The organism is Luteimonas sp. 3794 (assembly GCF_031456825.1).
Taxonomy (GTDB): Bacteria; Pseudomonadota; Gammaproteobacteria; order Xanthomonadales; family Xanthomonadaceae; genus Luteimonas.
Window position 1 is genome coordinate 420230 of sequence record NZ_JAVDVJ010000002.1, and the last position, 16486, is coordinate 436715.

General features: G+C 66.7%; 17 protein-coding genes. 13 read left to right on the plus strand and 4 right to left on the minus strand.

Annotation, left to right across the window (positions count from 1 at the left end):
• The first annotated feature begins 105 nt into the window (after nt 1-105).
• From J2X52_RS05550 to J2X52_RS05570, 5 genes are all read left to right on the plus strand, one after another.
• Nucleotides 106-774, plus strand: a complete 669-nt coding sequence (locus tag J2X52_RS05550) for a methyltransferase domain-containing protein (protein ID WP_310149897.1) — start codon at nt 106-108, stop codon at nt 772-774.
• Nucleotides 771-1073: a YkgJ family cysteine cluster protein gene (locus J2X52_RS05555; RefSeq protein WP_310149900.1), complete on the plus strand. Its 303-nt coding sequence runs from the start codon at nt 771-773 to the stop codon at nt 1071-1073. The genes J2X52_RS05550 and J2X52_RS05555 overlap by 4 nt, the downstream gene beginning before the upstream one ends.
• A gap of 13 nt (nt 1074-1086) precedes the next feature.
• Nucleotides 1087-1332 carry a hypothetical protein gene (locus J2X52_RS05560; protein WP_310149903.1) on the plus strand — a complete coding sequence of 82 codons (246 nt, stop codon included), beginning with the start codon at nt 1087-1089 and terminating at the stop codon, nt 1330-1332.
• Nucleotides 1333-1413: 81 nt separating this feature from the next.
• Nucleotides 1414-2214, plus strand: a complete 801-nt coding sequence (locus J2X52_RS05565; protein ID WP_310149907.1) for an SDR family oxidoreductase — start codon at nt 1414-1416, stop codon at nt 2212-2214.
• A 119-nt stretch (nt 2215-2333) separates the two neighbouring features.
• A complete protein-coding gene (locus J2X52_RS05570; protein ID WP_310149909.1) occupies nt 2334-2699 on the plus strand; it encodes a glycine zipper 2TM domain-containing protein in 366 nt (121 codons plus the stop codon).
• A 78-nt stretch (nt 2700-2777) separates the two neighbouring features.
• On the opposite strand, the gene J2X52_RS05575 is transcribed toward J2X52_RS05570, so the two are convergent.
• A complete protein-coding gene (locus J2X52_RS05575; RefSeq protein ID WP_310149911.1) occupies nt 2778-3314 on the minus strand; it encodes a DUF2058 domain-containing protein in 537 nt (178 codons plus the stop codon).
• 29 nt (nt 3315-3343) lie between these two features.
• Here J2X52_RS05575 and J2X52_RS05580 point away from each other — a divergent pair, with 29 nt between their 5' ends.
• The 7 genes from J2X52_RS05580 (at nt 3344) to J2X52_RS05610 (ending at nt 11034) form a co-directional block, all read left to right on the plus strand.
• The gene (locus J2X52_RS05580; RefSeq protein WP_310149914.1) at nt 3344-3895 is read left to right on the plus strand and encodes a M48 family metallopeptidase; all 552 of its coding nucleotides are present in this window, start codon (nt 3344-3346) and stop codon (nt 3893-3895) included.
• Between the two features lie 131 nt (nt 3896-4026).
• Nucleotides 4027-4626, plus strand: coding sequence for a nitroreductase family protein (locus J2X52_RS05585; protein WP_310149917.1), 600 nt, complete (start codon nt 4027-4029; stop codon nt 4624-4626).
• 72 nt (nt 4627-4698) lie between these two features.
• Nucleotides 4699-6513, plus strand: a complete 1815-nt coding sequence (locus tag J2X52_RS05590; RefSeq protein ID WP_310149919.1) for a DUF885 domain-containing protein — start codon at nt 4699-4701, stop codon at nt 6511-6513.
• Complete coding sequence (locus J2X52_RS05595; protein ID WP_310149922.1) at nt 6513-7409, plus strand: hypothetical protein; 897 nt, start codon at nt 6513-6515, stop codon at nt 7407-7409. Before J2X52_RS05590 ends, J2X52_RS05595 begins: the two co-directional genes overlap by 1 nt.
• Nucleotides 7399-8448, plus strand: coding sequence for a hypothetical protein (locus J2X52_RS05600; RefSeq protein ID WP_310149924.1), 1050 nt, complete (start codon nt 7399-7401; stop codon nt 8446-8448). Before J2X52_RS05595 ends, J2X52_RS05600 begins: the two co-directional genes overlap by 11 nt.
• 92 nt (nt 8449-8540) lie before the next feature.
• Nucleotides 8541-10142: an AbgT family transporter gene (locus tag J2X52_RS05605; protein ID WP_310149927.1), complete on the plus strand. Its 1602-nt coding sequence runs from the start codon at nt 8541-8543 to the stop codon at nt 10140-10142.
• A gap of 208 nt (nt 10143-10350) precedes the next feature.
• On the plus strand, nt 10351-11034 hold the full coding sequence (locus tag J2X52_RS05610; RefSeq protein WP_310149930.1) for a hypothetical protein: 684 nt from the start codon (nt 10351-10353) through the stop codon (nt 11032-11034).
• Between the two features lie 111 nt (nt 11035-11145).
• Here J2X52_RS05610 and J2X52_RS05615 read toward each other — a convergent pair whose 3' ends face one another.
• The 3 genes from J2X52_RS05615 to J2X52_RS05625 form a co-directional block, all read right to left on the minus strand.
• Nucleotides 11146-13275: a M13-type metalloendopeptidase gene (locus tag J2X52_RS05615; RefSeq protein ID WP_310149933.1), complete on the minus strand. Its 2130-nt coding sequence runs from the start codon at nt 13273-13275 to the stop codon at nt 11146-11148.
• A 179-nt stretch (nt 13276-13454) separates the two neighbouring features.
• Complete coding sequence (locus J2X52_RS05620; protein ID WP_310149935.1) at nt 13455-14522, minus strand: D-hexose-6-phosphate mutarotase; 1068 nt, start codon at nt 14520-14522, stop codon at nt 13455-13457.
• A gap of 127 nt (nt 14523-14649) precedes the next feature.
• The gene (locus J2X52_RS05625) at nt 14650-15564 is read right to left on the minus strand and encodes a LysR family transcriptional regulator (protein WP_310149939.1); all 915 of its coding nucleotides are present in this window, start codon (nt 15562-15564) and stop codon (nt 14650-14652) included.
• Nucleotides 15565-15664: 100 nt separating this feature from the next.
• On the opposite strand from J2X52_RS05625, the gene J2X52_RS05630 reads away from it, so the two are divergent.
• Nucleotides 15665-16366: a pirin family protein gene (locus J2X52_RS05630; protein WP_310149941.1), complete on the plus strand. Its 702-nt coding sequence runs from the start codon at nt 15665-15667 to the stop codon at nt 16364-16366.
• Nucleotides 16367-16486 lie beyond the last annotated feature (120 nt).

A 16486-nucleotide genomic window follows, 5' to 3' on the forward strand; every position in this document is an offset into this window, starting at 1 on the left:
TCGGGCCGCGCCCGATCCGTGCGCTCCGCGCGACCTGAGCCGTCGCCCGCCTCGCTTTCTCTCCCGCGTGACCGCCCTTCGAGGGCTCCGCTCACAGGAAGCTTCGTGCCCGGTTACTCCACACGTATCGTGACCGTCCAGGTCGGTGGCCATGCCTACCGCCTGCGCGTGCTCGGAGATCTGCAGCAGTACGCCGATCCCGATGGTCATGGTGCGGACCTGGGGATTTCGTCGGCGCAGTGGTCGTTGTTCGGTCAGGTCTGGCCGTCCGGTCGTCTGCTCGCACAGACGATGGAACGTGCGGATGTGGCAGGCAAACGTATTCTGGAGGCCGGCTGCGGTCTCGCATTGTCGAGTCTGGTGCTCCAGCGTCGAGGCGCGATCATCGTTGCCTCCGATGTGCACCCGCTCGCCGAAGGATTTCTCGCGTACAACGCGGCGCTCAACGCGTTGGATGCGGTGCATTACCGGCAGATGCGCTGGGACGTCGAACTCACCACGCTCGGTCGGTTCGACATGATCATCGCCTCCGACGTGCTCTACGAACGGGCGCACGCGGCGCTGCTGGCGGATGTGGTCGAGCGCTACGCGCAGCCGATTGCCGAGATCGTCATCAGCGATCCCGGCCGCGGCAACAGCGCGGCCTTGAGCCGGCTGCTCGATGCGCAGGGCTTCTCGCTGCACGAGTCGCGTGCGGGCATCGACAACGACGCCGCCGCATTGCCGCGCGGCCGCTTGCTGCACTACCGCCGCGGTATGGGGCGGCTGCAATGAGCGGCCGCGCCGACTGCGATCGTTGCGATGCCGTGTGTTGCCGCCTGACGGTGGTGCTGCAGCCGGGTGACGATGTCCCGGAACGTTTCACCGATGTCACCGACGCCGGACTGCCGGTCATGGCGCGTGACGAGGAAGGCTGGTGCGTCGCCATCGACAGTGCCCGCATGTGTTGTTCGATCTACGAAAGCCGTCCTGACGTCTGCCGACGTTTCGTCATGGATGGTCCTTACTGCCGCGACATCCGTGCCGATTACATCGAGCGTGGCAGTCGCGGTATCCCGCTGGCGATGTATTGACGGAGTCCACCGGATGTCCCGTACCAAAACCCCGAGTCCCCCGCAGTCCGACACGCGTCACCTGTTCGCAGGTGCGCGCAAACCCAATGAGCGTGGCGCATCGCTGACCAGCGACCGCATCGCCAACGATCTGGCATCGTTCCGCAAGTCCGGCGGCAAGATCGAAGTGCTCGGCAACACGCGCACTTTGACCCGCATCGACGGGCCTGCGGTGCCACCCCCGGTCGAAGCCGCACCGCGCAAGCGCCGCGCGGGCTGAAGCCCCGCGCTGTCGCTTTGACGACGGCGCGTCGATCCACGTGTCCCTAATGTGTCGGCCTGTCTTCCAGGAGCCGCCCGCATGTCACTGACACCGCCGATCAGGCCTTTCGATGCAACACCCCTGCTCGATCGCGTGGTGCTGATCACCGGCGGCGCGCAGGGCATCGGGCGTGGCATCGCCCAGGCAGTGCTGGGTGCCGGAGGCCGTGTGGTCGTCGGCGATCTCGACCGTGACGCCGGCCACGCCTGCCTCGCGGAATGGGACGTCGGCGCGCGCGCCCGCTTCCTGCCGCTCGATGTGTCGCGTGAAGCCTCGGTGCGGACATTCGCAACCAGAGCACTGGCGGCGTTCGGTCGCATCGACGGCCTCGTCAACAATGCCGGCCCCGCTGACCCGGTGATCAATGACGTCTCGACACTGTCGCTGGTCGACTGGCGTCGCTTCATCGACGGCCATCTGACGGGCACGTTCCTGTGCAGCAAATACGCATTGCCTGCGCTGCGCGACGCGCGTGGTGCGATCGTCAACATCGCCTCCAGCCGAGTGCTGCAGTCCGAGCCGCACACCGAAGCCTATGCATCGGCCAAAGGCGGCGTGGTCGGATTCACCCATGCGCTGGCGATCAGCGAAGGTCCGCAGGTACGGGTCAATGCGATCAGTCCGGGCTGGATCGTCACCGACGACTGGCGGAAGCCGTCCGCGCGTCGCGCGCCGAAACTCTCGAAGCGTGATCACGCCCAGCATCCGGTGGGACGTGCTGGCGTGCCCGACAATATCGGTGCGCTTGCGGTGCATCTGCTCTCGGACGCCGCAGCGTTCATCACCGGCCAGAATCTCATTGTCGACGGCGGGATGACCCGGAAGATGCAGTACGTGTGAGCCGGACATCACGCGCGGGCCACGGCGCTGAACCGCTCGCGTCGGTACGGCCGCATTTCACCCGTAGTTGCGCAGCGCGCTGCAAGCATGCAGGCCTGTCACCCGCTTGGAGAACACCGATGAATCCCATCCGTACCCTTGCTGCCGTGGGGCTGCTCTCGCTCGCCGGTACGAGCCTCGTCCATGCACAGTCCTACGGGCCGGAAGACGAAGGGCGCCGCTTCAACGACGGCAGTCGTGTGGTCTGCAACGATGTCGAAGTCCAGCGCAACGCAAGCGATCCGAACCGTGTCGGCGGTACTGCGGCAGGCGCCGTGATCGGTGGCCTGGTGGGCAACCAGATCGGCAGCGGCAGCGGTCGCAAGATCGCGACTGTCGGTGGTGCTGTCGCAGGTGGCGCAATCGGTCGCAACGTGCAGGGCAATCGCCAGGAAGCGAACGGCAATCGCGTCGTCGAAACCCGCTGCGAGCGCGTGCGTCGCTGATTTCGGAACACCTGCTTCCAGCAATTCGATCATCCGGACGGGTCGGCCATGCGCCGGCCCGTTCGCGTATGCGCGGTCCTACCAGACCAGATCGTCCGGCACCGCGTACTTCGGATCGTCGTAGTCGTCATCGGCTCCCTGCACTGGCGTGTCGCCTGCGTGGTCGAGCACGATGGCCTGCGGATCACGCTCGCGCACACGTGCCACAACTGCGCGCGGCAACAACACGAAGCTGCTGTCCAGGCGCGCGATCACCAGCGCGCCGCTGGCCAGCTGGCGCGCCTGGGCGTCGTCGACCACGACGCTGCGAATGCCGCCGTCGACATCGAACCGATACGCACGCTCGCCGGTCGACTTGACCTGGTTGTCGACGATCAATTGGCGCGCCTGGCTGCGACGCTCACGTTCGCGCGCTTCCTCGTTGCGGGCCTGCGCCAGTGCGCGGTCGCGCTCGGCCTTTTCCTGCCGCACGCGCTCGACCTCGCGCTGCGATTCGGTCTTCGCCGTCGGCTGTTTGCCGTGTCGCGCCTTGGTCTGCTCGCGCGCGATTTCGGCCACCTTGCCCTTCTTGACCAGGCCGGCCTTCAACAGCTGTTCCTGCAGCGGATTGCGCATGCCACATCGTCCACGGTGTTCGGACGTCGATGATACCGGCTGCGCGATGTCCGCTCCGGCGCTATCGTGCCGCGATGGATCCCCTGCCCTACCTCGCCGGCTATCCAGCCGACGTCCAGATGCGTGTGCGTGCGCTGCGCGACGACGGCCGCCTCGGCGATTACCTCGCCCGCCGCTATCCCGACCCGCACGCGATTCGCAACGATCGCCAGCTCTACGACTATGTGCAGGCGCTCAAGGACCGGTATCTGCGCCAGTCCACGCCGCTGCACAAGGCGATCTACGATGGCAAGCTGCAGGTGCTCAAGCATGCGCTGGGCACGCACACGACCATCTCACGCGTGCAGGGTGGACGGCTGAAGGCGAATCGCGAGATCCGCATCGCCAGCGTGTTCCGCGAGGCGCCAGCCGCGTTCCTCGAAATGATCGTGGTGCATGAGCTGGCGCATCTGAAGGAAAGCGACCACAACCGCGCCTTCTACAATCTGTGCACGCACATGTCGCCGGATTACCACCAATTGGAGTTCGACCTGCGGCTGTATCTGATGCATCAAGAGGCCACGCCGGCAGCATCCGGCTGAACGCAAGGCGCTAACACCCATGAATGCAACGATCCTTCCCGATTCGCCAGGTCGTTCCACCCATGGTGTGGATGCAGACTTGTGAACAGGCCGCTCTTGCGGCACCGATCCGTCCACCACGAGTCCCGAACATGTCCAACACCTTCATCGCCGCCGCCACCCGTCGCCGCAGCCAGTACGCCCTCGGCAAGGCGTTGCCGCTGTCGCAGGCCGACACCACCGCGCTGATCCAGGAAGCCGTGCGCCAGGCCCCCTCCTCGTTCAACTCGCAGAGCTCGCGCGCCGTGATCCTGTTCGGCGATGAGAGCCTGAAGTTCTGGGGCTTCGTCGAGGACGCGCTGCGCAAGATCGTGCCGACTGACGCATTCGCCGACACCAAGGCCAAGCTCGACAGCTTCGCTGCTGGCGCCGGCACCGTGCTGTTCTATGAGGACACTGCGACGGTGCAGGCGCTGCAGGAGAAATTCCCGCTCTATGCCGACAACTTCCCGGTGTGGTCCGAGCATTCGAGCGGCATCGCGCAGTACGCCGTGTGGACCGCGCTGGCCGAAGCGAACATCGGTGCGAGCCTGCAGCACTACAACCCGCTGCCCGACGCTGCCGTCGCAGCCGAGTGGGATCTCCCGCCGACGTGGCGCCTGCGCGCGCAGATGCCGTTCGGTTCGCACGAAGCCGGTTTCGGCGAGAAGACCTTCATCGACGACGCCATCCGGTTCCGCGTCCACGGCTGATCCCCGCCGCGCATTCCGGTCATCGGCAGGCCCTGCGTAGAATCGCAGGGCCTTGCCTCGTCTGGAGTTCCGATGCGCCTGCCGATCCGTCCCGCGTCTCTCGCGCTTGCGCTGGGCGCCTGCCTGCTCACCGCATGCGCACCTGCGCCACGTGGTGAATCGAGCGATGCACGCGCGACCGTCGAATCATCGACCCAGGCCGCGACCTTCTTCGAACGCTTCACCGACGCGTGGATGCGACGCCAGCCCTCGGCCTCGACCGCGAGCCGCTACTTCGGCGATGCCGAACAGGCGCGCATGGATCGCGAACTCACACCGCAGACGCAGGCGTTCCGCGCCGAGACCATTGCGCTCGCCCAGCGCGGCCTGACCGAGCTGTCCGCGATCGATCGCACATCGATGCGCGACGTCGACCGCGTCTCCGCCGAACTGATGGACTGGCAACTGCGCAGTCTCATCGACGGCGACCGCTTCGATGACTACGGCTTTCCGTTGCAGCAGTTCAGCGGCGCCAACGTCAATCTGCCGAATCTGATGACGGTCGTGCATCCGCTGCGCAGCACGGCCGATGCCGACAGCTATCTCGCGCGCCTGTCGCAGTTCGAGGCGCGCATGGACGAATCCACCGCCCGCGCATCGGAACTCGCGGCGCGTGACGTGTTGCCGCCCCGCTTCATCGTCGAGGCGACCATTGCCCAGATGCGTCGCTTCATCGCCGATACGCCCGCGCGCAATCCGCTGGTGGCGACGTTCGACACGCGCCTGCAAACGGTCGAATCCATCGACGCGCCCACCCGTACGGCGCTCGTCGACAGAGCGACGGCGCTGGTGGAAAGCGGCGTGTATCCCGCGTGGTCACGCGCGATCGCGGAACTCGAACGCCAGCTGCCACGCACAACCGACGACGCCGGTCTGTGGCGTTTTCCCGACGGCGCGGAGGCTTACGCGTACCAGCTGCGGCGTTTCACATCGACCGCGCTGAGCGCCGAGGAGATCCACGCGATCGGCCTGCGCGAAGTCGCGCGTATCGAAGCGGAAATGGACACCATCCTGCGTTCGATCGGTCTCACCGACGGCAGCGTCGAAGCGCGACTCAAGCAGCTGCGTGTCGATCTTGCGTACACCGAGGATGACACCGGCCGCGCCGCGATCATGGCCGACATCGACACGATGATGCGCGACGCCGAACGCCGCAGCGATGCGCTGTTCGACATCCGCCCGCGCTCGGCGGTGATCGCCCAGCCCTATCCCGAATACCGCTGGGACAGTGCCGCCGCGAGCTACACCGCGCCGCCGCTTGACGGTTCGCGCCCGGGCGTCTACCAGATGCCGCTGCGCAAGGACCGCCTGACCCGCTTCGGCCTGCGCACGCTGGTCTATCACGAGACCGTGCCCGGCCATCATTTCCAGGTTGCGCTGTCGGTCGAAAATCCCGCGCTGCCGAAGTTCCGCCAGACCCGCGCGCTCGGCGGCATCTCCGCCTTCAGCGAAGGCTGGGCGCTGTACGCCGAGCGTCTCGCTGCAGAGGAAGGCTGGTACGAAGGCGATCCCGAAGGCCGTCTGGGTCAGCTCGATGCCGAACTGTTCCGCGCCCGCCGCCTGGTCGTCGACACCGGACTGCATGCGATGCGCTGGACACGCCAGCAGGCGATCGACTACGGCATTCCGGCCTCGGAAGTGGACCGCTACGTGGTCATGCCGGGCCAGGCCACGTCCTACATGATCGGCCAGCTGGAAATCGTGCGTCTGCGCGACAAGGCGCGTGATGCGCTCGGCGATCATTTCGATCCGCGCGCCTTCCACAACCGCGTGCTGCTGACCGGTGTGGTGCCGCTGGAACTGCTGGAGCGCGAGGTGGATGACTTCATCGCGCAGGAGAGAAGCTGATGCGCCGGCGCTGGATCGCAGCCAGCTGCATCGTTGCCACAGGCCTGTTGATCGTCGCATTCTTCGTCAAGCCTACCGATACGCATACGGACGTTGGCACACCTACGAACGAGGTCGCCCACAACGTAGGCGACTCCCCGCAAGGGGAAAGGTGGCCGGCGATTCCGGACGGGCCGTTCGACTCGCAACGCGTGCAGCTCGAAACTGCAGCGGCCAATGGCAATCCCCATGCCGCATTCCGGCTGGGCAATGCGATCGCACATTGTCTCGACTACAACCCGATCGCCAGTGGCCGGGCAGCCCAGATGATGGCGGAATTGATCGCACAGGCGGGCACGAGCATCCGGATCGGCGGCCGTCCGCTAGGCGACGAGCGCAGCATCGACACGGTCCTGTTCGCGCAGCAGGAGGCCCGGCGGATATGCGCTGACACTGACAGCCTGCGCGCCAGCCCACCGACGCTCGACGCCTACCATTACATCGCGCAGGCAGCCGAGGCCGGCCATCCCCGAGCAGGCGCCCTGTATCCGGATGTGGCCTTCCTCGAGTTCCGATCGCCGATCGAATTGATCGACAATGCCGAAGAAGTCGACAGGCGCCGCGCACGTGCGCGCGCCTACCTGCTGGCCGCCGTCCGCGCGGGCGAACCCGAAGCGCTGCTCGCCGCGTCACGCGCATACGCCACGGACGGTTGGCTGGCACGTGATCCCGAACAGGCATTGGCCTACTGGATCGCCTACACGGCAAGCGACGATTTCACGCGCATTCCCGAAAGCCTCGCCACTGACCGGACGGCGGAACTGGAGGGGATGCTCACGGCGTCGCAGCGGGAGCAGGCGGCGACACGCGCTGCCGGGCTCATGGATGTTTCAAGGGAGCGAACGGATGCGAACTGAATCTCTGATGCGGTGCCTGCTGGCCGCGGCCCTGCCGATCGCGCTGCTTTCGGCTTGCGCGGACCGGGAGACGGGGGTGCCCCCCGCTGCGGAAATGACGCCTGCTGGAGCCGACGCGTCTCCGACTGCGGCTGCACCTTCCGAAGTCGCGCGCGGGGCCGGCTCGACCACGTTGTCTCAACTGCAGCAATCGCTGGAGGCGAATGGCCTGGGGGCCGCCCCCCCGATCCAGCGCATGACCCGTCAAGAGGTTGCCGCCCGATTCGCGGCGTCGGCAGACGCCGGGGATCCGGCCTCGGCCTACATCGCCGGTCGAAGCCTTGCCGAGTGTCACCGGATCCTGCGCGACGACACGCCACAGGCCATGTTGTCCCGCCAACGCGAAGACACGCTCGAACTGCAGCAGCGCGAGGGCACACCGGGATACGAGATGTTGCGGCAGCAACTCGAGCAAAGATCCGCCAGACGGGTCGCGGCGTACTCGGATTGCAACGCGCTGGCGCCGGGACTGATCGCACGATCAGTCGGGTGGCTGGAGCAAGCGGCAGCGGCGGGCCATCTGGATGCTCGCAAGGATTACCCGTCACTGGCGATGCTCGAGTTCGAGACCCGCGAGGGCATCATCCGCGACCCGATGGAAGCGCGACGGCGGCAGGCGCTCGCACGTGAATACCTCGAAGATGCCGTCCAGGCAGGTGACCCTCAAGCGCTCGATCTTTACCTGGGTGCCCAATATGGTCAAGGCCCCCTGTACCCGGAGGACCGCCGGGCCGCTCAGGTCTACGGATACGTGCAACAACTCGTTTTGCATCAGCCGAGACCCTCTGATCCGGTGGGCGACGCTGTCCAGGCAAGGCTGGACAGACTCCGGGTCGAGCAAGGCGGGGCGTCACGCGAGGACAGGTTCCAGTCGTTGCTCAGGAACGGCCCGCCCCGCTCTTCATCAGACGAATTCAGCGATGCGGAGTGGGCCGACATCACTGCCGAGGGCCGGCGTATCTTCGAGGACGCGTTCCGAACCGACACTCCAGCGCGCTGAAACGCGGGTTGCCGGACGCTTGCCGACATGCGCACCACGCGACGCCGGGATTGCATTGTTAGACTGCCCGGCCACTCGATACGGCAGGCACGATGACTCCAACCAAGGCGGCTGGCCCCTCATCTCCTCCTCCGCGCAGCGCTGTTACGCGTTTGCTCAACGGGGTCGAGTTCCTCGGCAATCTGCTGCCGCATCCGGTCACCCTGTTCGCGTTGCTCGCGCTACTGATCGTGCTGCTGTCCGGGATTCTGGGCGCCTACGGCGTGTCCGTCCCCGACCCGCGCCCCGTGGGCTCCAGCGGACGCGCCGACGACGGGATCATCCGGGTCATCAGCCTGCTCGACGCAGAAGGCCTGCGTCGCATCGTCACCGGACTGGTGACCAACTTCACCTCGTTCGTGCCGCTGGGCACGGTGCTGGTCGCGATGCTGGGTGTCGGCATCGCCGAGCGGTCTGGCCTGCTGACCGCCGCGATCAAGCAGCTGGTGCTCGGCGCGCCGAAGAGTCTGGTGACGGTGGTGGTGGTGTTCGCCGCGATCCTGTCCAACACCGCGTCGGAAATGGGCTACGTGGTCGTGATTCCGCTGGCCGCGGCGATCTTCCACGCGCTGGGGCGTCATCCATTGGCGGGTCTGGCTGCCGCGTTCGCCGGCGTGTCGGGCGGCTACAGCGCCAACCTGCTGATCGGCACCGTCGATCCGTTGCTCGCCGGCATCACCCAGGAAGCGGCGCGGCTGATTGACCCGGCGTATGAGGTGCACGCGGCGGTCAACTGGTACTTCATGATCGTCAGCACCTTCGCCGTGACCGCGATGGGCTGGTTCGTCACCACCTACATCGTCGAGCCCAAGCTGGGCGCCTTCGACCCGAAGGATCTCGATCCGGACGCCGAGCCGGTAAACATGGAGCCGCTGGCCGCCCGCGAACGCCGTGCGCTGATGTGGGCCGGTCTGGCCGCGCTGGTGGTGGCCGGGGGCATCGCCGCGCTCGTGGTCCCGTCGAATGGCGCGCTGCGCCTGCCGGGCGTCGAGGACACGCTAGGCAGCCTGCGTCCGTTTCTGACCGGCATCGTGGTGCTGGTGGCCGTGTTCTTCGCGGTGGCCGGCATCGTCTACGGCGCGCTCACCGGTTCGATCCGCAATGATCGCGACGTCATCGACGCGATGGCGAAATCGATGGCCACGCTGAGCCTCTACATCGTGCTGGTGTTCTTCGCCGCCCAGTTCGTCGCATTCTTCAACTGGACCCAGCTGGGCCAGGTGATGGCGGTGCTCGGCTCGAACCTGCTGGAGTCAATCGGCCTGACCGGGCCGCTGGTGTTCCTGGCCTTCATCGCCCTGTGCGGACTGATCAACCTCTCGTTGGGCTCGGCCTCGGCGCAGTGGGCGGTGACCGCGCCGATCTTCGTGCCGATGCTGATGCTGGTGGGTTACAGCCCCGAAGTGATCCAGGCGGCCTACCGCATTGGTGATTCGGTGACCAATCTGATCACGCCGATGATGAGTTACTTCGGACTGATCATGGCCTTCGCCGCGCGTTACAAACGCGACCTCGGCGTAGGCACGCTGATCGCAATGATGCTGCCGTATTCGATCGTGTTCTTCTTCGGCTGGACGCTGTTGTTCTTCGTCTGGGTGTTCGTGCTGGGCCTGCCGGTCGGGCCGGGTGCGCCCACCTACTACGCGCCTGGCTGATCGCGCAGCTTCGATAGGACATGCCGCTGCGCCTCTGACGACCTTTGTCCTGTGCCCGGGCAAATCCACGTTTCCCCTGATGCGCGCTTGCGCCGCCGCGTCGCGATTCCGCGATGCCGCATCATGCTCAGGGAGTGACCTTCAGATGCCGCAGCAGACAGTCCAGATTCCATTCGCCCATTTCCGCGCTTTCCTGCCCGCAGACGGCGTGCGGCAGGTCGTGTGGAACGGCACGATGAACAAGTGGAAGCAGAACAAGGAGGCGTTCGAGCGGCACGAGACCGCGGAGGTCGCCTTCGGTCGCGGTATCCGCGCACAGAAGAAGCATCGCAGAGACGAGAAGTCGCTTTCGCCAGGCGTCACGGCCCACGCGGGCCGCATCCACGTGCGCGGTGGGTGGGCCGTGCACAAGGACGTGCCGGTGCACAACGACTACTTCGACGGGCTGTTCCACGCCGACATCTTCGTGCTCGTCCGCAATGGCCATATCGATACCGATCTGCAGAACTTCAACTTCACCTGGAATGCGAGCCCCGCCGCGAAGGTCATCGACTTCACCGGCATGCTGCGCAACATCGTCATCGGGATGATCCGCTCGCAAGTGCGTCACGAACTCGCCACGCGCCTGCGGGCAGAGGTGCAGAACGCGGTGGCGGATCTGCTTCGACGGTACCCGCAGGCGCAGGTCGCGCTCGAGTCGACCAGTATCGAGATCCGCGAGGATGCGATCGCCGTGACTGTGCACTACGTACAGAAAGTCAGGTCGGTGGCACAGAGCGTGACAGCGCTCGGCACCGCCGCAAAAAGAACAGGGCGCGTCCTTGCGACCTCCACGCAGGCCGACCGTATCGTGAAGCCGGCTCGCCGGATCAAGGCTGTAAAAATGGCCTGATCTGCACGCATCGACGACCGGTCTATTGGCCTACGGGCGATGTCGGCGGGACTGGCAAACAGAAAGGGCCGGGAAATCCCGGCCCTTTCGTCGCTCAGTGATCCGCGTGGATCACCAGATGCGGACGCGATCTTCCGGAGCGATCCACAGTGCGTCCTGCGCGGTGATGTCGAACGCGTCGTACCACGCGTCGACATTGCGCAGCGGTGCGAACGCACGGATGTGGCCGGGCGAATGCGTGCCGTTGACGAGCTGCTGACGCAGTGCGTCGTCGCGCCACAGGGTGCGCCACACCTGCGCCCAGCCCATGAACAGGCGCTGCTCGCCGCTGAAGCCGTCGATCTCGGGCGCCGGCTTGCCGTCGAGCGAGCGGCGGTAGGCTTCGAGTGCGATCGTGATGCCGCCGAGGTCACCGATGTTCTCGCCCATCGCGACCTTGCCGTTGATGTGCATGCCCGGCAGCTGCGGGAACTCGTAAGCCTCGTACTGGGCGCCGAGCTTGGCCGCCTGGGCCTCGAACTTCGCCGCGTCCTCGGCCGTCCACCAGTCGCGCAGCACGCCTTCGCCATCGGACTTGCGGCCCTGATCGTCGAAGCCGTGGATGATCTCGTGACCGATCACGCCGCCGATGGCGCCGTAGTTGACCGCCGGATCTGCGTCGGGATCGAAGAACGGCGGCTGCAGGATCGCGGCCGGGAACACGATCTCGTTCTTGACCGAGTTGTAGTAGGCGTTGACGGTCTGCGGCGTCATGCCCCACTCGCCCTTGTCGACTTCCTTGCCCAGACGGTTGCGGCGGTAGTCCCATTCGAACGCCATCGAGCGCTCGGCATTGCCGAACACGTCGCCACGCGCGACCTGCAAGCCGCTGTAGTCACGCCAGGTGTCCGGATGGCCGATCTTCAGGCCGAAGCCCTCCAGCTTCTTGTGCGCCTCGGCCTTGGTCTCGGCGCCCATCCAGTCGAGCTGGTCCAGACGCGCGCCCATCGCCACCTTCACGTTGGCGACCAGTTCGTCCATCTTGGCCTTGGAATCGGCCGGGAAATACAGCTGCACGTAATCGCGGCCGATCGCTTCGCCCATCGTGTTTTCGGCGAAGGACACGCCGCGCTTCCAGCGCTCCTGCTCCTCGGGCTGGCCCGACAGGAACTTGTTGCGGAATTCGAAGCGGGCATCGGAGAACGCCTTCGACAGCAGCGGCGACGCGCTGTCGATGGTGCCGAACGCCTGCCAAGCCTGCAGCGTGGCGATGTCGGTCTCACCGAAGATCGCCGCCAGCTTCGGGATGGCGGTGCTCTGGCGCACGACGGCGCGCGGCGCCTGCGGCACGCCGGCCGCGGCGAAATACGTCGCCCACGGGAAGCCCGGCGCGGTGGTCTCGAATGCGGACAGGTCGACCGGGTTGTAGGTCTTGTCGCGGTCGCGGCTTTCGGCGCGCGTCCAGTGCGCCTCGGCGATCTTGGTTTCCAGCGCGAGGATGGCTTCGGCATTCTGCTGCGGGTTGTCCCAGCCGCCGAGTTCGAGCATCTGCGCGATGTAGGCCTGGTAGCGCTCGCGCTGCGGCGCGAAGTTCTCGCGCAGATACATTTCGCGATCGCCGAGGCCGAGACCCGACTGGCTCATGTACAGCGTGTAGCGATCCGGGTCGCGCTGGTCATCGGACACGCCCAGACCGAAGAAGCTGCGGCCGAAGTCGCCCTGGCTCTCGCCCATCAGGGTTGCGAGCGCTTCACGGTCGGTGGCAGCGCGGATCGCCGCCAACTTCGGCTCGAGCGGCTTGGCGCCCAGCGCTTCGATCGCCGACTCGTCCATGAAGCCCGCGTACAGCGCGGCGACCTTGGCCTGATCGCCATCGGTGGCGGGATCGCCGGTCGGATAGCCCTCGACCAGCTGACGCACGCGCGCCTCGGACAGATCGCGAAGCACGAGGAACGCGCCGTAGCTCGACTTGTCGGACGGGATCTCGGTGTTCTCGGCCCACTTGCCGCTGACGTAGCGGAAGAAGTCCTCACCCGGACGCACGCTGGTGTCCATGCCGGCGGTGTCGATGCCCCAGGTGCCCATGCGTTTGGCCGCGACCGTCGCTTCGGCGCTGCCGCCGGCGGACGTGTCGGCCTGGAACAGCGACTGCAGCTGGCACAGGTCGTCGAGGCAGGCGTGCTCGTGGTCGTGGGCAATAGCGGACGAGGCCGCCATCGTCAGCGCGACGGCGGTGGCCGCGGACAGCAGGGTCTTCTTCAAGGTCGATCTCCGGGAATTCGTTTCGGGTCCGGGGCCGCGGTTACACGCGAAACCGGTCACCCAGCATACCGGTCCGGGCGTGCACGCCGCCCTGACCTGGACCCAACGAATGGCACTCGCGGTGATGGAAATCGCGGGCGCAACGCACGGATTTCCCCTGCGGCACGACACCCGCAGATTCAGTCGCGCGGCAGGACCCGAACGCGCTGCGTCAGGAAGTGCGTCTTTCCAGGCGCCAGACGGACGATGTCCGGTCCGGCATTCGCAGCTTCCAGGCACAGGAAACCGCGCCACGCGCCCGCGTTCATGTCGCTGCTGCGCTGCGCAGATGTTTCACCCGGGTTCCACACCACGAGCGTGCGGCTACCCGATGTCGTGAGCTCGATGCGGCGGTCAAGACCGGGATCGTCGAGATGGTAGCGTCCGCCGGCATCGGCATAGATGTAGTCGCTGCGCCCCGGATCACGGGCATCGTCCAGCACCCAGTTGCCGATCTGCGTGTGCGCGGCGTAGCCGTCGTTCTTGTCGAGGAAGCGCAGGCCGTCGAGGCCGTCGACGCGCACCTCGGCGACGTCCGAGACGCGGAAATAGCTGTGCAGCGCCTGGGTGAACGCAACCGGCTCATCGCCGGTGTTCGTGGTTTCGAGCGTCTGTTCGAGCGTCCTGCCGATGCGCAGATGCATGCGCAGCTCCAGGCCGAGGTCTGCGTAGCGCGGCGGCGCGAGCGTCAGCGACACGCTGCCGTCGGCATCGCGCGAAGCGTCGACGAGCTGCCAGCGGACCGTGCGGACGAACCCGTGCGACGGTACATCGTTGCCCTGCCCCTGGCGCCCGAAGAACGGCCACACCACCGGCACGCCGCCGCGGATCGCGGCCGGCGCGTCGGCGAGCCGCGGCGACAACCACAAGAGGTCTTCGCCGCCGGCCGGCACGTACGACAGCAGATGGCCGCCGTGCAGCGCGATCGCCGCGCGTGCATCCGCGATCTCGACCAGCACCGCCGGATAGCCGGCGAACGTGCCGATCCGCACGCCGTCGACCTCAGGCGCTGTCGTCTCCGCAGGCGGTGACGCCGCCATGGCGACTTCGTCCGCATAGCGCGCCGGCGTCGTGAATCGGGTTTCGGTGAGTTCGGTGTTCGGCGGCATGGCAGCGGTCCTGGGCAGCGAGGTGTTCGGCCGGCCCGCACTGCAACCCGCAAGTGCGGCGATCAGACACGGCAGCAGCAGGCGAATGGCAGGGTGCATGGCAGGGCTCCTGGAAATCCGGCGCAGGGTAACGCACGCGGTACCGCCAGCAGCGCTCTACTGCCATGACGGCGCGCTGCGCCGCGACCATAAGCGCGACCGCAGTACGGTGGTCAACGGAGCCGCGTCATTCGCCCGACGCCCAAGGCGCCTGCGCCAGCTTGCGCGCGATGTGATCGACCAGGGCCTGCACCCGTGTCGGCCGGCTCCGGCCCGGCGGCATCACCACATGCACCGCGATCTCCGGCGGCTGCCAGCCGGGCAGCGCGACTTCGAGCGCGCCACGGCGCAACTCGCGCCAGACCAGAAATTCCGGCTGCAGCGCGAGCCCGGCGCCGGCCAGCAGCGCCGGCGTCAGCGCTTCGGCATTGTTGGCGCGCAGCACCGACGGCACGCCCACGGAGTAATCGCCATGGCGTGCGTGGTGGAAACGCCACGCCGCGCCAGACCGCGCATAGGCATAGGTCAGTCCGCGATGCGTGCCCAGATCGCGTGGATGTTTCGGCCGCCCCGCGCGCTCGAAGTAAGCCGGTGCACCGACCAGCAGGATGCGCACGCCGCACAGCCGGCGCGCGACGAGACTGGAATCTTCGAGCGTGCCGATACGCAGCGCGAGATCGAAGCCGCCGCCGACGATGTCGACGGTCTCGTCGCTGAGCGCGAGTTCCAGCGTCACGTCCGGGAACTTCGTCATGAAGGCCGGCAGCAGCGGCGCCACATGGGCCACACCGAACGACATCGGCGCGGCCATGCGCACGTGTCCACGCGGGCTGACCGCCTGCGCGGTCACGGACGCCTCGACCGCTTCGCCCTCGGCCAACAAGCGGCTGGCACGCTCAACGGCGGCTTCTCCGGCCGCGGTCAAGGTCATCCGGCGCGAAGTGCGATGCAGCAGCGGCGTGCCGATGCGTTTCTCCAGCCGTGCGATGGCTTTCGACACCGTCGGCTGGGTGATGCCCAGCGCCTCGGCCGTCGCCGCGAACGAGCCGAGTTCCGCGACGCGCGCGAAGATCGCCCAGGCCTCGAGATCGGGAAGCTGCATGACAACGTAAATGGAATGGATGGTGTTCCATTCTTTCCATTCCCAGCATTATGCGCAAGGCGTAACGTGGCGCCATTCCCGACGTGCACTGGAGAAAGACATGATCGAACGCCGCCCCTTCGCCACCCTCGGCGCCGCGAACCACGGCTGGCTCGACGCCCATCACCACTTCTCGTTCGCGAGCTACCACGAGCCGGCGCGCATGGGCTGGGGCGCGTTGCGGGTGTGGAACGACGATCTGATCGCGCCGCGCACCGGCTTTCCGCCCCATCCGCATTCCGACATGGAGATCATCACCTACGTCCGCGAAGGTGCCATCAGCCACAAGGACAACCTCGGCAATGCCGGCCGCACAGGCGCAGGCGACGTGCAGGTGATGAGCGCGGGTACCGGCATCCAGCACGCCGAATACAACATGGAAGGCGAGCAGACGCGGATCTTCCAGATCTGGATCATTCCGGATGCGCGCGGTGGCGCGCCGACCTGGGGTACCAAGCCGTTCCCGAAAGACGCGCGCAGTGGCGATTTCATTGCGCTCGCCAGCGGCTTCGAGTCGGACGATAACGCCTTGCCGATCCGCGCGGCGGCGCGCGTGCTCGGTGCGACGCTCAAGGCTGGCGGCACAGCGGCGTACACGTTCGCCGAGGGGCGTCTCGGCTATCTGGTGCCGGCGTCTGGCGCGGTCGAGATCAACGGCACGCGCATCGAGGCGCGCGATGGTGCGGCCATCCGCGACGAATCGGTGATCCGCGTGACGGCGCTTGAGGATGCGGAACTGGTGCTGGTCGACACGGCCCCGTAAGCGCGTTCATCCGGTTTCACCGTGCCGTCTGAGCACGCGACGCTCTCGCCCGCCGATGCTGCGCATGCAGCATCGGCTGTTCTGTATGCGCGTGATTTCACAGGGCGCAAACGCAATTCC